The organism is Neorhizobium sp. PAMB6630, from assembly GCF_058242775.1.
Map to the genome: position 1 here is coordinate 1,385,312 of NZ_JBZAYV010000002.1, position 13,867 is coordinate 1,399,178.

General features: G+C 58.7%; 9 protein-coding genes. 4 read left to right on the forward strand and 5 right to left on the reverse strand.

Features of this window, described 5'->3' with window-relative positions; all coding sequences use genetic code 11:
* Window positions 1-57 precede the first annotated feature (57 nt).
* The 4 genes from dctP (at window position 58) to dld (ending at window position 4,565) form a co-directional block, all read left to right on the forward strand.
* Complete coding sequence (gene dctP, locus AC4CWF_RS25055; RefSeq protein ID WP_491286533.1) at window positions 58-1,038, forward strand: TRAP transporter substrate-binding protein DctP; 981 nt, start codon at window positions 58-60, stop codon at window positions 1,036-1,038.
* Window positions 1,035-1,526, forward strand: coding sequence for a TRAP transporter small permease (locus tag AC4CWF_RS25060; protein ID WP_491286534.1), 492 nt, complete (start codon window positions 1,035-1,037; stop codon window positions 1,524-1,526). The genes dctP and AC4CWF_RS25060 overlap by 4 nt, the downstream gene beginning before the upstream one ends.
* Window positions 1,523-2,800, forward strand: a complete 1,278-nt coding sequence (locus AC4CWF_RS25065) for a TRAP transporter large permease (protein ID WP_491286536.1) — start codon at window positions 1,523-1,525, stop codon at window positions 2,798-2,800. The genes AC4CWF_RS25060 and AC4CWF_RS25065 overlap by 4 nt, the downstream gene beginning before the upstream one ends.
* Window positions 2,801-2,879: 79 nt before the next feature.
* Entirely contained in the window at window positions 2,880-4,565 is a 1,686-nt protein-coding gene (gene dld, locus AC4CWF_RS25070; RefSeq protein WP_491286537.1) for a D-lactate dehydrogenase, read from the forward strand.
* Between the two features lie 209 nt (window positions 4,566-4,774).
* On the opposite strand, the gene AC4CWF_RS25075 is transcribed toward dld, so the two are convergent.
* From AC4CWF_RS25075 to AC4CWF_RS25095, 5 genes are all read right to left on the reverse strand, one after another.
* Entirely contained in the window at window positions 4,775-7,549 is a 2,775-nt protein-coding gene (locus AC4CWF_RS25075; RefSeq protein ID WP_491286538.1) for a M16 family metallopeptidase, read from the reverse strand.
* The gene (locus AC4CWF_RS25080) at window positions 7,549-10,464 is read right to left on the reverse strand and encodes a hypothetical protein (protein ID WP_491286540.1); all 2,916 of its coding nucleotides are present in this window, start codon (window positions 10,462-10,464) and stop codon (window positions 7,549-7,551) included. Before AC4CWF_RS25080 ends, AC4CWF_RS25075 begins: the two co-directional genes overlap by 1 nt.
* Window positions 10,465-10,593: 129 nt before the next feature.
* Window positions 10,594-11,607, reverse strand: coding sequence for a FecR family protein (locus tag AC4CWF_RS25085; RefSeq protein WP_491286542.1), 1,014 nt, complete (start codon window positions 11,605-11,607; stop codon window positions 10,594-10,596).
* 103 nt (window positions 11,608-11,710) lie between these two features.
* The gene (locus AC4CWF_RS25090) at window positions 11,711-12,145 is read right to left on the reverse strand and encodes an RNA polymerase sigma factor (protein ID WP_491286544.1); all 435 of its coding nucleotides are present in this window, start codon (window positions 12,143-12,145) and stop codon (window positions 11,711-11,713) included.
* Window positions 12,146-12,916: 771 nt separating this feature from the next.
* On the reverse strand, window positions 12,917-13,801 hold the full coding sequence (locus AC4CWF_RS25095) for a MurR/RpiR family transcriptional regulator (RefSeq protein ID WP_491286546.1): 885 nt from the start codon (window positions 13,799-13,801) through the stop codon (window positions 12,917-12,919).
* Between the last annotated feature and the right edge of the window lie 66 nt (window positions 13,802-13,867).

Consider the following 13,867-nt stretch of genomic DNA (forward strand, 5'->3'; position numbering starts at 1 on the left):
CCCAATCAATCGCATGCCCCAACGGGGCATGCACCCAAAACGGAGGAGGAAATTTCCATGAAATCCAGAGACTTGGCCCGGACAGCAGTGTTGGCGGGTATGGTGCTGGCTGTCGGCGTTTCAAACGCATCGGCCCAGACCACCCTGACGCTTACCCATTCCTCGCCCGCCGATAGCCACTTCGGCGTTGGCGCTGCCGCCTTCAAGAAGATCGCCGAAGAGAAATCAGGCGGCACGCTGGATGTCGTCATTCAACGTGTGGACAACGAGCGCGAGGCGATCGAAAGCGTTCAATTCGGCTCGCAGGAATGCGCCATGGGATCTGCCGGTCCGCTCGGCAACTTCGTGCCCGAAACCCGTGTTCTCGACGTTCCATTCCTGTTCGACAGCTACGCACATGCGCGCGGCGTGCTGGATTCGGATGTTGGAGGCGAATTGCTGGCGCTCTTCCCGGCACGCGGTCTCTATGGCGTTTCCTGGCTGGAAAACGGCTTCCGCAACTTGACGACAGGTGCCAAAAGCGTGAATGCGCCCGCGGATCTGCGTGGCATGAAGATCCGCACCATGGAAAATCAGGTGCATATGCAGGCATGGCAGGCAGCCGGTGTTCTGCCAACGCCAATGGCCTTTTCCGAGCTGCCTTCGGCGCTTCAGCAAGGCACGGTCGACGGACAGGAAAACCCCATTCCAGTCATCCTCGCCAACAATCTCGACATGATGCAGAAGCACCTCTACCTCACGCGCCACGTCTATTCGCCCGGTATTTTCGTCTGCAATCCGAGCTTCATTGACGGGCTGACGCAGGAACAGAAGAAGGCGGTGGAAGAGGGTGGAAAAGCCGCAACGGCCGCCAACCGCGCGCGCGTTGAGCAGGACGAAAATGCGGGCATAGAGACCCTGCGCTCGCGCGGCATCGAGGTGATCGAAGTCAACGACCGCGATGCTTATCGTGAAGCCATGGCCTCTGCAAATGCAGGCTTTGAAAAGCAGTTCGGCGCGGACCTCATCAAGCGCATCCGTGACTGGAAAGCGCAATGAGTTCAGTGGCCAGACTGATCCGTCGCGCAGACGCAATTATCGCAGGAGGGGTGGCAGCTGCCGCCTCTCTTGCACTGGCCATCGCCGTGGCGGCAAGCTTCTGGCAGGTACTGGGTCGCTTTGTCTTTCACGCACCGGCAAGCTGGTCCGAAGCCTTGACCCGTCTGGCACTGGTCTGGATGGTGCTGCTTGGCATTTCGATGGCCATACGCAAGGGCGCGCTGGTCGCAATCGACCTGGCCCGGGAAGCAGCAACCGGCAGGCTGCGCCGAAGCCTGGAAACGACGACGCTCATCTCCTGCCTCATCATGTTTGCAACGCTGTTCTGGTTCGGCATTGCCACGGCCCAGCGCGTGCGTATGCAGGAAATGGCGGGGCTTGAGATCTCGATGGCCTGGGGCTACGCCGCCATTCCCATAGGGGCACTGTTTGCAGCCCTTGGCGCAATCGTTCACTTCGTCGAAACCGGAAAGGATGCTGCGCGATGACCGGTGCAATTATCACCGCGATGCTGGTGTTCTTCGCCATTTCGGTGCCCATCGCTATCTCTATCGGCCTTGCCTCGATGATCGGGCTCTTCGGCTTCACAAGCCTGCCAGCCATCGTGATACCCCAACAGATCTATATCGCCCTCGACAAGTTTCCCCTGGCGGCGATTCCGTTCTTCATTCTGGCTGGCAATCTGATGGAAGTGGGCGGCCTTTCCCGCCGTCTCGTTGAATTTGCTCGCGCATTTGTGGGGCAGATCCAGGGCGGTCTTGCCGCCACCTGCGTGCTGACCTGCATGCTGTTTTCCGCCATTTCCGGATCCAGCGTCGCGACCACGTTTGCAGTCGGCGTCGTTCTCATCCCGGCCATGCGCAAGTTTGGCTATCCGGTCGGCTTTGTCGCGGCACTCATGGCTACGTCGGCGGAGCTGGGCGTCATCATCCCGCCCTCCATTCCGATGATCCTCTATGGCGTTGCCACCCAGACCTCCATTCCGCAGCTCTTCCTCGCGGGCATCATGCCCGGCCTGATGATTGCCGGGGCGCTGCTGTTGACGGCGGTTATCTGGTGCAGGGTCAAGGGTTGGGGCAAACGCGATGGCGAAGGTAGCCTGCCGCGCGCCACTGCAACGCGGCGTGCCGTCTGGGCACTTCTGATGCCGGTGCTGATTATGGGCGGCATCTATGGCGGCATCACCACCCCGACGGAGGCCAGCGTCATTGCAGTGGTCTACGCCATGCTCGTGGGTCTGTTCCTGCACCGGGAAATGTCCTGGCAGGATCTGCTCAACGCCTTCCGCAAATCCGTCATCACCTCGGCCGTCATCATGTTCATCATCGGTACGGCCAGTCTGATGGGCTACCTGCTGAACCGGCAAGGCGTTCCCGATGCCGCCGCCCTTTGGCTGACCAGCACCTTCGATGGTCCCGTTTCACTGATGCTGGCGATCAATGCCATGCTCTTCGTGATCGGTATGTTCATCGAGACCGGAGCCAGCATCATCGTGCTTGCGCCGATTCTCCAGGATGCCGCTGCCCGCGTCGGCATCGCGCCGGTGCACTTCGGAACGGTGATGGTCGTCAACCTCGCGCTTGGCATGATTACGCCACCGCTCGGTGTCAATCTCTTTGCGGCGGCCCAGATTGCCAATTGCTCCCTCACCCAGATGCTAAAACCCTTGCTGGTATTCGTCTCGGTCATTGTACTGTGCCTCATGGTGATCTCCTTTGTGCCCGCCATCAGCATGACATTGCCGGCATTGATCGGAAACTGACGCCACCCATCCGTCGAAAATCACCTGCCCCGTTTGCGGGGCGGGTCTCCATGCCCACGAAAACAAGAGTTGCGCTGCCATGAGCGGATCCCTGATCCACCAGTTACAGGAAATCGTCGGCCACCGTTTCGTCCACACCGGTGCGCGCCGGACCCGCCGTTTCCGGCGAGGATACCGCTACGGTGACGGCGAGGTGCTGGCAGCTGTCGAACCGGGTACGCTGCTTGAGCAATGGCAGGTGTTGCAAGCCTGCGTCATCGCCGATGTCGTCATCATATTCCAGGCGGCGAACACCGGCCTGACCGGCGGCTCGACACCCTTTGGCGAAGGCTATGACCGGCCCATCGTTATCGTCTCCACCCTTCGCAACAAGCGGATCGATCTGCTGGATCACGGACGGCAGGTGCTTTGCATGCCGGGGGCCACACTCGACCAGTTGGAACGGTGCCTGAAGCCGCTGGGCCGCGAGCCTCATTCCGTCATCGGCTCAAGCTGTATCGGCGCTTCCGTCACTGGCGGCATCTGCAACAATTCCGGCGGTTCGCTCGTCCAGCGCGGCCCGGCCTATACCGAACTTTCCCTGTTCGCCCAGGTGGATGCCGAAGGCCGTCTGCATCTGGTAAACCATCTCGGCATCCGCCTTGGCAGCAATCCGGCGGAAATCCTCGAGCGGCTTGATTGTGGTGCCTATACTGCCGCCGAAGTGGACTTTCCCCAAGGGGCGCAGGCATCGGACATCGAATACAAGAACCACGTGCGCGACATTCGCGCCTCCACCCCTGCCCGCTTCAACGCAGACCCGCGCCGCCACTACGAGGCCTCTGGCTCGGCGGGAAAAATCGGCGTGTTCGCCGTGCGGCTGGACACGTTTGCCTTGGCAGAGCAGGAAAAAGTCTTCTACATCGGCACCAGCGATCCCGCCGAACTGGAGGCAATCCGCAGGCACATTCTGGCAAACCTCCAGAATCTGCCGATTGCCGGAGAATACATGCATGCCGATGCCTTCCGGGCAGCACAGGTCTGGGGCAAGGATCTCTATCTCTTCATTCGCGCGTTCGGCACCCTCAACGTGCCGCGCGCCTTTGCCGCCAAAAGCTGGTTCGACGGCCTGACGGAGCGCTTTGGCCTGGGCAAGACCATTTCCGACCATCTGCTCCAGTTCGCCAGCCGCCTGCTGCCTGAACACATGCCCAAACGGTTGATCGACTACCGGAACACCTATCCGCATCACCTGATGATCCGGGCGGGAGATGCCTGCATCGCCGAGATGCGACATTACCTTTCCTCGATCTTTCCGAGCGCCCGCGGCAATTTCATCGAATGCAGCGAGGCCGAAGGCAAGGCTGCGTTCCTCAATCGCTTCACCGTGGGCAGCGCCGTGGTGCGTTATCGGGCCGTTCACCGGCGCACCGTCGAGGATATCGTCGCTCTCGACGTTGCCCTGCCGCGCGACACGCTTGACTGGTTCGAGACCCTGCCACAATCGATTTGCGACAAGATGATGCTGAAGATCTATGTCGGGCATTTTCTCTGCCACGTGATGCATCAGGAATATCTGGTCCGGAAAGGCGAGGACTGCGAGGCGCTCGAACATGAGCTTTGCGCCCTGCTGGATGCGCGCGGCGCGGAATACCCCGCCGAACACAATGTCGGCCACCTCTATGAGGCAAAGTCAGCCTTGCGAGACTTCTACCGCAGCCTTGATCCCACAAACACCTTCAATCCCGGGATCGGTAAAACCTCCAAGTGCCGTCACTGGCACTGAAGCCGAAAAATGCAATCTTGAACCCAAGTTTCCACAGGCAGCTCATGTCGACCGCCGCACGCAGGCATCGTCAACTTAGCGGAATTTGGAACTTGATGTTCAATAGCGACGGTCATGGGCCAAAGTCACGTTGCCACCTCCCTGGCATAGACCTCAGAGATTGCCGAGCGCGCACCCAGATCAGGGCACGCCCAGCGTCATGGCATCCGTTATTCCGGAGTTTCGATAAGCACCACAAGGTTGGTGAGATCGAAAACATGCCGGGCATGACGGCTCATTCCATCGGCGGTCAGCTTGTCACCCAGCGCTTGCACGCGCCTCAGATAACCAGCGTCCCCGTATCGCTCGTAGCTGAGCGCCAGTCTGCGCAACAAGGTGGCTGGATCGGTCTTTCGCTGCTGCTCGGCATCGGCAATATCTTTGCGCAAAGCTGCTATATCAGCATCGCCAAGAATTTCCGGCATGCGTTTCAGCGTTTCAAGGGCTGCATGGCTTAACTCGTTGGCACGCTGCGGAGCGCAGGAAAAAGACAGCTCCCCCACAACACGGTCGGTATCTTTATCGAGCTTCAGGTCAAAGTTGACAGAATAGACGCCACTCAGGCGGTGCCGCAGCTCTGCCTTCAGCGCTTGTTGGGTCGGCAGGTTGAATGTCGACAGGATGAAACCGGCCTCCGGCGTCCAGTCGTGTCGCGAGGAAAAGCTGATCCGAACCTGCGCCCGATCATCGCCCTTCGTGTGAAGATTTTGCCACTTGATATCGCTCTTCTGCTGGGGTGCAGATGCCGTCAGAACGGCCCGCCTGTCCAGGCCGCCTGCCATTGCAAAGACCTTGTCAAGAGCCGCATCATCCGGTTTGGGGCCAACTGCAAACCAGATTACGGGCTGACGCAGCAAGGCCTGTGCAGCCGCCTCCAGCCTTTCACCCGTGACGGCCTGCGTGTCGTCCTGTTCGTCAGTATCGGGACCATAGACCAGATCGCTGAAGGCGTCGGTCCTCGCGCTGAGATTCGCTCTAGACTCGGCAAAGGCAGGAACGGCCGCATCACGCACCAGACCGTGCTCAACCGTGGCCGCATAGTTCCTCATCAGGTCCGGCAAGTGCTGAGGCTCGACCACAGCGCCGACATCCAGATGGCCGGCATGCAGGGCCCAGGACCAGGTTTGCGTCTGTTTTTCCTGCCACCGGTCATACTCGGCCTGCGACCAGAAGCCAAAACCGCTCTGCGTCCACAGCTGGAGTGCCGCCTGAGACAGCAGGCTGCCGAATTGCTGGTTGCGGTAGCCGACGGACGAACGCCCGGACAGATAGATTTTTGACGCGGGCGTCTGATGATCCAGCCAGACGAAGCGGTCGCCATTTGACAGACGCCACTCGGTTACCGTCGAATGAGGATCTTGCTCGACGCTGATCACCCCGCCAGAGGGCAGCGCTGCCCCCTTCTGCGGCCAATCGGGAATGGCCGCCGGCATTGCCGCTGGCAGCGGTTTATCAGGCATGGGCAGAGGCGGCAGCTGCGCCAGACGCGCAAGACGCTCGCGTTGTGCCGACAGGACGGCAAGATCAGGCGCGATGGCGCGCTGCGCGCCGGGAAACTGATAGAGCATCACCTGATCGGGTGCGCCCAGCATCCAAGCCAGTCTGTCATTCACTGTCTGAAGGCTGATCTGTTCAAGCAGTTCGCCTGTGCGCTCAGTACGTCGTTGCGGATCAGACAGGATGCCTTGCATGAGAACGGCCGAAGCGATGCGGTCTTCCCACTCGGTGAAGGTGCGCGTTCGGGCAGCGTCTGGATTGCGCGCATTGATGGCTTTGGCATCGGCCATCACAGCCTCGAAATCCGCTTGCGCGATACCCTCTCGCCGAAGGCGCTCGGCGACGTCCATGAGCAGTTCAGCGGCGTTTTGATGATCCTTGGTCTTTCCGTTGAGCGCAAGAATCAGTCGATTTTCGGTCGGCTCCTGGAGTACGAAGCTAAGGCCATCCAGTTTGTCAGAATAGGCGGTGGCAAGCCTTCCGATCTTTTGGCGGATCAGCCGGTCCAGCAGATATTTTTCGAGATAAGCCTTGGAACCTGCACTGCTGGCACGGTCCGGCATCGGCAGGCGAAAGGCGTAAGTGACTTGCGAGGTCGAACCTTTTTCATTCTGGACAACGCCGCCACTCAATTCGTTTTTCAAGGGAAAGGCGACATAGCTGCGGTCCGGTTTCGGACGAGCTTGGGCGCGCCCGAAAGACTGTTCGATTGCGGAACGGACGGCTTGCGCATCAACCCGACCCGATACGATCAACACCATGTTCGACGCGGTATAGAAACGATCATGGAAGTCCTGCATCGTGTGCACGCTTGCCGCCATGATCCCTTCGCGGGTACCGATCGTCGGTCTGTCCACATAGCGGGAACCTGCCCGCAATACGGCCTTCTTTTGTCGATTGATACGGTCAGCCGCTCCTTCCCCAAGCCTCAACTCTTCCAGAATGACGAGCCGCTCCTTCTCCCAGTCAGACCGCTTGAAGCTTGGATACAGAACCATGTCGGCCAGCAACGACAACGCAACGTCTGCGCCGCTGCGATCGCCCGGGCGGGTGCGGATCATGAACTGGGTCTCGGTCTCGCGGGTCATCGCATTGATCTCCCGCCCTGTGCGCCAGCCGATCCGATCCAGATAGCGGTGGACAGTTTCCGGATGGGATGCCGTCGATTGAAACACCATGTGTTCGATGATGTGAGCGATGCCGCTCGGCTGCTCCTCATCAACCGAGCCCGCGCGAACGATCAGGCGGATATTGTATGGGTCTGCCGGCTTCTCGCTATCGTAAATGTAATACGTCAGGCCATTGGGGAGCTGCCCTTGAACCAGACGTGGATCCCACTCAGGCTCATGCGCGGGACTGCAATGGGCCGGCACATCCGTGGCAACCGTTAAGATTGCCATCAACAGAAAACACAAGTTTCGCCCGGCGAAGAAGCGTACAATACTCATCAAAAGGTCGCCTTCGCGCCGACCCAGACCGTGCGACCGATGATCCACGGGTGATCTTCATCCGCAGTGGAATTGCCGATCTCGTTGAACAGGTTCTCGACCTTGATGTTCACCGAGAAGCTACGGTCGTCCTTTTTATAGGCAATGTAGCTGGCGGCCAGATCGAAGGTAACCAGACCATCGAAGTCGAAATCCTCGTAGATTTCGTGGGAAATTCCGTTCACGTTGATGTTCTGGTTGGTCGTCTTCACGCCCTTATAGGCAAAGTTGTAGTTGGCGGAGAGATTGACGTTCAATCGCTCCTCAAGCCAGGTACTGGCAAGCCCCGCCTGCAGGCGCACGGGAATATCCATGTTGCCCGTGACGACGTTGAACCCCTCCTTGGTGTAGGACTGGTTCTTGTACCAGACATAATCGTCGTCCAGATCACTCTCGAAATAACTGTTGTTGGACACTTCGCGCTGCGACCACGTCACCGACGCATTGACGGAAAGCCCGTCCAGACCGGCAATGCCGGGCGTCGCGAGTTCCCTGGTATATTCCGCCGAGACAGACTGATAGGCACCGGTTCCATCATTGGTGAGAATAGCCGGACCCGACGAGGTGGGGTTTTGCGTCGCGTATTGGTCCTTCGCTCGTCGGTCGAGATAGCGGATACGCCAGTCGCCATCCAGGAGCGGTTCCGTGCCGGATAGGGACAGGGTGAACTCGTCGGTATAGGGGGTGTCGAGACCGGAGGCGCTGTTGACGTAATAGGTGGCAGTGGTTGGCTTCCAGGTATCCGGAACCGTCGCACCGGTGCGGGAGCGCGTAAATGTCTGCGGGCGCGGTTGTCCGTCACGAATGGCGAAAGCCAGCGACTTTGCATCGTAATACCGGTTGTAACCGGCAGAAACCGCAAAATCCTGCCATGGCGTGACCGTTGCGACCACACGCGGCGCAATGTCCAGATTTTTCATGTAGTCGTCGTAGGAAAGGCGGGCACCGGCGCGCAGTGTGAACCAGTCCCATTTTTGCTCGACTTCGCCGTAGGTGTTAAAGCTGTTCAGAGAAGCCTTGGTGTTGAAGGCCTTGTAGATCGTCTTGCTGACAGCAAATTGCTCCGGTGAGCAGGCTTCGGCATTCCCGCAGTTGAACGCGGAGATACCCGTCACCTCGCCAAGCGTGGTGTAATTGGAGAAGTAGACGGCTTCTTCCGGTCGACGGCGATGGGCTGTCACATGAGAATAGTCGGCGCCTAGCAGAAACGTGCCGTTCCCCACATCCCCGTTCAGTTCCTGTGACCAGTCCCACCTCTCCTGCCCCTGTTCCAGATCCCCGCCAGTGGCACCTTCATAACAAACCTGCGTGCCGCTCGTCATCGGAAGGCCCGTCTGGCACCAACTGGACTGTTCGGTTGCCTGCCATATCAACTGCCCCGCGCGCCAGAGCGCCTGATCATATACGTAACCAATATTGCTGCTTTTATCGTTCAGCGAATTGGAGGTGCTGAAGCCCAGCTTGGATTGCAGCTTGACGTTGGAGAGCGCCAGACCGCCCAGTTCAAGATCCTCGAACTCGTAATCGTTCTGAAGCTTGGAGACAAAGGAACGCTTGCTGAGATCGATCGCCATGTCACGCCAATCAGTGTTGTCCCAGCTCCGGTTGTAACGGGTGTAGACCCCTTCCAGCGTGAAATCGCCGAAATCGGTCTCAGCGACAGCCTGACCGCGATAGAATTCATTTTTGGAATTCTCCTCGATGTCACGGTCCTGTGTGTAGATATAGTTGCGCTCCTTGTTCGTCACGCCAGACGAACGGCTGTATTCGCCGAGCACCGCAATATTGTCCGTGAGCGGGCCGGTGAGCGTGAACGCGCTCCGCCGCTGCAGATATTCGTTCCTGGCCACGTTTGCCGGATTCAGCCCATCATCCGTGCCGAGGATGAAGCCGCTCCAGTCACTTGTCGTGAAATCGGTGCTGACACTGCCGCGCAACCGGTCCTTGCTGGCATTTTTCAGGTCGTAGGAAACAACGCCCCCCTGGAAATTGCCGTATTTTGCCGAGGCATTGCTGTCGATGACCGTAACGCTTTCCACGAAATCGCTCGGCACATAGATCGTCTGCGAGTGCAGGTCGAACATGCGGTCGGCATTGGGCGGCGATTTGTCGTCTTCCAGATCAGCGCTCGTTCCATAGCGATCCTGGCTACCGGTCACGGTATTGATATCCATGCCGTTCAGGATGAAATTGTTCTCATAGATGCGCGCGCCGGAAATCGAAACTTCCTTGGGCCGAAGGTCGATCACGGTCTGGTCGGTTGCGCCTGCCGAAGTGCTGATGTCGTTCTGGTACTGGGCGTTCGGCAGGTTTCGCAGGATGCCGTTTGCGTCGCCGCCCTGGCTGCGCAGCGCGATCTGGCCTCCGGCGACGGTGCTGGTGCCGGTATCTGCCAAGCTGTCGGTGCCGAGAATGACGCCATTGGAATTGGCTTGAATGAGGACGGTATCCAGGACCGTAGCCCCATCATTGACACCTGAAGCATCAGTGCGCGTATCACGACCAAAGAGGACGCCTGCATCGGTGCCCGTCTGCCTGAACCCGATACCTGTGCCTTCGAGCAGCATCTGAAGCGCGCGTTCAGGTGACACCGTCGCCGTGATGGCGTGGGAGCGCTTTCCGGCGGTTAAGCCTGCCGGATAACCGATCTGCCAGCCCGTCGCACGGATGAAGGCCTTCAATGCCTGATCGAGGGGCTGAGCCTGTATGAGAAAGTCCCGCTGGCTGCTGGAACTGGTTGCTTGCGGCCCCGTCTGGCCGAGTGCATCCCCTGCCAAAGCAATCAAAGTGGCCAGCGCCGATGTCGCCAGCAAGGCTGTCATCCGGCCTGCGCGCTTTGAGCAAATCCCCATGGTCAGCATGTCCGTCTCCTGCATGCGTCGCCATCCCTCATGGCGACACCCCCTTCTGGTCACCCCGTTTCCTGTGGGGTGGCGGCAGCTTCCGACTGCCTACGCAAGCAATGACGTTCGACCCTGCAAAACCTCACAAAGAAAGTTGAGTAACTAACGAATGATTATATAGCCCCCGGGAAGGCTGATGGCGCGACCGCCTGCGGCGGCGGCTATTCCGGTCATCATGGCTTGTGACCGTTCAAGACGGAAATTGCCACTGATGGGGACATTCAAGAGCGTGCGGTTGAGGACTATGATGCGCTCCGGCACCTTGTCTGCAAGATCATCGAGAACATCCTCCAGCCGCTTGTCAGCGAACACATAGCGCCCTTCCAACCAGCCAAGCACTTCATCGCGATCGAACTCAGATACGTCCGATATCGTCATCCGATCGGCTTTGACCATTTGACCAGGCAAAAGATGTCTGTGGGGTAAAGACGGATCGTGATGGGCCGCATCAACCCGACCGGCTTCCAGAGAGATCACGTCGTCGTCAGGTTCGACCTTTACGGCAAACTGTGTTCCCAGAACGAAGGTGTCAGTAAAACGTCCCTCGACGCGAAACGGGTGTGCCGCGTCGTGAACGACATCGAACCATGCTTCGCCAGCAAGTATCTTAACGCCACGCTGGTTATTGTTAAAATCCAGTTTGACGGCGCTCCTGCTGTTGAGAACCATCCGAGACCCGTCGGGCAGCCGGATGTCTGTGGTTTGCCCAACCCTTGTCTGGTAGTCGGCCTGCAACCACACGAAGAGGTCAGGGCTAAACAACTGCAGACCCATCGTGAGAAGCAGGAAAGCGACAGCCGCCTGCCAGTGCCAGAGACGCGTGCGTATCGGCATCCATTGCCGTTTTCGTCTGACCGGTTCCGGCTGGGCGGGACAGACCGGCCACAGGCGGGAGGCTTCCAGAATGGTCTGATCGCCCCAGATTGCCTCAACCTCCTGGAAGGCTGCCCGGTTGGCAGGTGACGCAGCCAGCCAGGTGCGATAGGCCCTATCAAGGTCGCCGGACACCGCGTCCCCGCTGTGAAGACGCACATACCACTCGAGTGCTGCATCCAGATCAGGGTCGGCATGACAGTAGTTCTCAGGTGAGCCGGAGCCGACAGCAGTCTCACTCATTGTTCAGCCTCCACACGCATCGGACGACATAATGCGCCTCATGTAGGTGACGTTTGGGACGAAGGATTCGCCCAATTTTTCCCCATAAGCTGAACGTTTTTCTCTACGCATCTCGATTCATTCGCCTTTTTAGATCCACAAAAAGGCCCATGACCATTTTCATGTCGTTGAAAACCGTGTTGGGAGAGACATCGAGATGCTGAGCGATCTTCGGATAGGACCAGCCCTCCAGGCGGCTTAAGAGCCACACCTCACGCGCCCGCGCCGGCAGCTTCTCCATGTGCTGGATAACTATCCGCAGTTCATCACGGGCGTTCAACCGCTGCTCACCGGTTGGCCCTGTGTCGGCAATTTCCTCAAGATGATCTACTCCAACGCCGGACGAGATCCGGCGCGCCGCGGTCTTGGTGTGGCGCAGATGGTCTAGCGCCAGATTACTCCCAATCTTCCACAGAAAGGCTTCGAGATTATCAGGGGTGCGCGTCTCCAGCGACTTGCGCGCTCGCACATAGATCTCTTGCGTAAGATCATCAGCCATTACCCGATCACCGATGATGGCGGCGATACTGCGGGAAAGGCTCGCTCTGAGAGACAGATAGACTGCATCAAGTCTATCCATGGTTGTTGGCGTGGAACAGCATATCGTTCAGATTTAATATGAGTATAAAATTCATGTTTAATCATTCTGAGTCAGGCGGTCAAATTCTTTATTGCACCTATCCGTTTGAAGAAGCTGGGCGGCTGGACAGAAATCGGCTGGCTATTAACAAGTGTCGATGATCGGTGCCAATTGCGCTTGAGCGGTTTTGGCTGCCAGCCAGAGGAAAACCGCAATCGGACCTCTTGATCCGGCGAGGAATTTCGACCACGTCCGAAAAGCAAAGACACCCGGCTGCTGCTGTTGCTAAGGAGCACAGTTGATTGGAGGCGGGTGAGAAATGAGGGCTGATTGCGCACCAGTCCTGTTGCGGTCGCTCTTCCTCTCCTCCATCATACGCAAGGTACTTGGCTGCGGCTTAGACGGCCACCACGGCTGCTGCCATGTTTGGCAGTGGCGGCCTGCACTCCGGCGTAGCGCTGGGCTGGGACAGTGCCGGCGTCGACACCACGATTAACGCGAAGCGAACGGCAAGGTTACTAGGATTGGGGCCAGCATCCGCAATGATCTTCGCCGATTCCAGCCGGTGGCCGATTGTAACCGGCAAGGTTGTCCGGCCTGCCAACTCATCCAGAGCGCGTCCACGTTACTCGGGGTCGTATCCGCGGGATATAAACTAGATGGCGCATTCTTGCGGTTCGAACCAGTGCCTTATTTTGAATGAGGACGGATCACGTTTCGAAGCTCGACAAGACGTTCAAGCGTTTGGAGCGTCGGCTCGGGTTGTGTTGCGCAATAGGCGATGTGCAGCAATTCGATCGCGAAGACGGAAGGCGCATGCAGGGCGATCAGTTCCGTCTTGCTGCGCGGAAGAACAACAACCTCCGTCGCGTGACTGCGCAGTGGCGTATCGCTTTTTCCAAGCACCATCATGATGGGGATCTCAAGCCGTTCCGCTTCGGCAATGGCGGCCATTGCCTCCCGGTGAGCCCTGCCGTGCAGAAGCATGATCAGCATGTGTCCCTTGCGCATGGCCAGAAGCTGTTCCGCAAGCGCAATGCCGGTTGCATTCAGCGAATAGCTTGGCAAGCCGGAGCGCCAAAACAGGCGCGCACCGTAATCCGCGATGATGCCCGAGGCCCCGATACCGAAAACGCCCAGACCCTCGGCGGCCCCCAGATGCTGCGCGATCGCCGCAATGGCACGCCGATTCTCCGCAGACGAAAGCGCATCGACGGTCGTCGATGTCGCTTGGAGCACGAAGTCCAGCGCCTTGTTGACGTGGCCGTCCACATCACGAAGCGTTGCTGCCATCTTCTCGATGGGCGAATCCGTTTCTCCAAGCCAGGCTTCCAGAACATCCTTCAGTTCGCGCAGCCCGCTGAAGCCCAGCGCCTGGATGGCGCGAATGACGGTTGCGTCCGACGCCCCGGTCTCGAATCCGATCTCGAGTGCGGAAAGTCCGAGGACCCGGTGGCGGTGGGCGTCGATGAACTCCACAACCTTCAGGAGGCTGGGAGACAGGCGCGCGCGGCGTTTTGCGAGCTGGTCTGCGAAACGGTCCTTGAAGCGAACGGGTCTTTCCTGCGATGACATGGGACGATCCGGTCTTTCACCGCTCCTGCGTTTCACTGTGGTCCATCGTTTAGAACAGACCGCAAA

Excerpts from the sequence above, each read along its gene's own strand:
- dctP (WP_491286533.1), top strand. The coding sequence starts at position 58 with ATGAAATCCAGAGACTTGGCCCGGACAGCAGTGTTGGCGGGTATGGTG.
- AC4CWF_RS25060 (WP_491286534.1), top strand. The coding sequence starts at position 1,035 with ATGAGTTCAGTGGCCAGACTGATCCGTCGCGCAGACGCAATTATCGCA.
- AC4CWF_RS25065 (WP_491286536.1), top strand. The coding sequence starts at position 1,523 with ATGACCGGTGCAATTATCACCGCGATGCTGGTGTTCTTCGCCATTTCG.
- dld (WP_491286537.1), top strand. The coding sequence starts at position 2,880 with ATGAGCGGATCCCTGATCCACCAGTTACAGGAAATCGTCGGCCACCGT.
- AC4CWF_RS25075 (WP_491286538.1), bottom strand. The coding sequence starts at position 7,549 with ATGAGTATTGTACGCTTCTTCGCCGGGCGAAACTTGTGTTTTCTGTTG.
- AC4CWF_RS25080 (WP_491286540.1), bottom strand. The coding sequence starts at position 10,464 with ATGCAGGAGACGGACATGCTGACCATGGGGATTTGCTCAAAGCGCGCA.
- AC4CWF_RS25085 (WP_491286542.1), bottom strand. The coding sequence starts at position 11,607 with ATGAGTGAGACTGCTGTCGGCTCCGGCTCACCTGAGAACTACTGTCAT.
- AC4CWF_RS25090 (WP_491286544.1), bottom strand. The coding sequence starts at position 12,145 with ATGGCTGATGATCTTACGCAAGAGATCTATGTGCGAGCGCGCAAGTCG.
- AC4CWF_RS25095 (WP_491286546.1), bottom strand. The coding sequence starts at position 13,801 with ATGTCATCGCAGGAAAGACCCGTTCGCTTCAAGGACCGTTTCGCAGAC.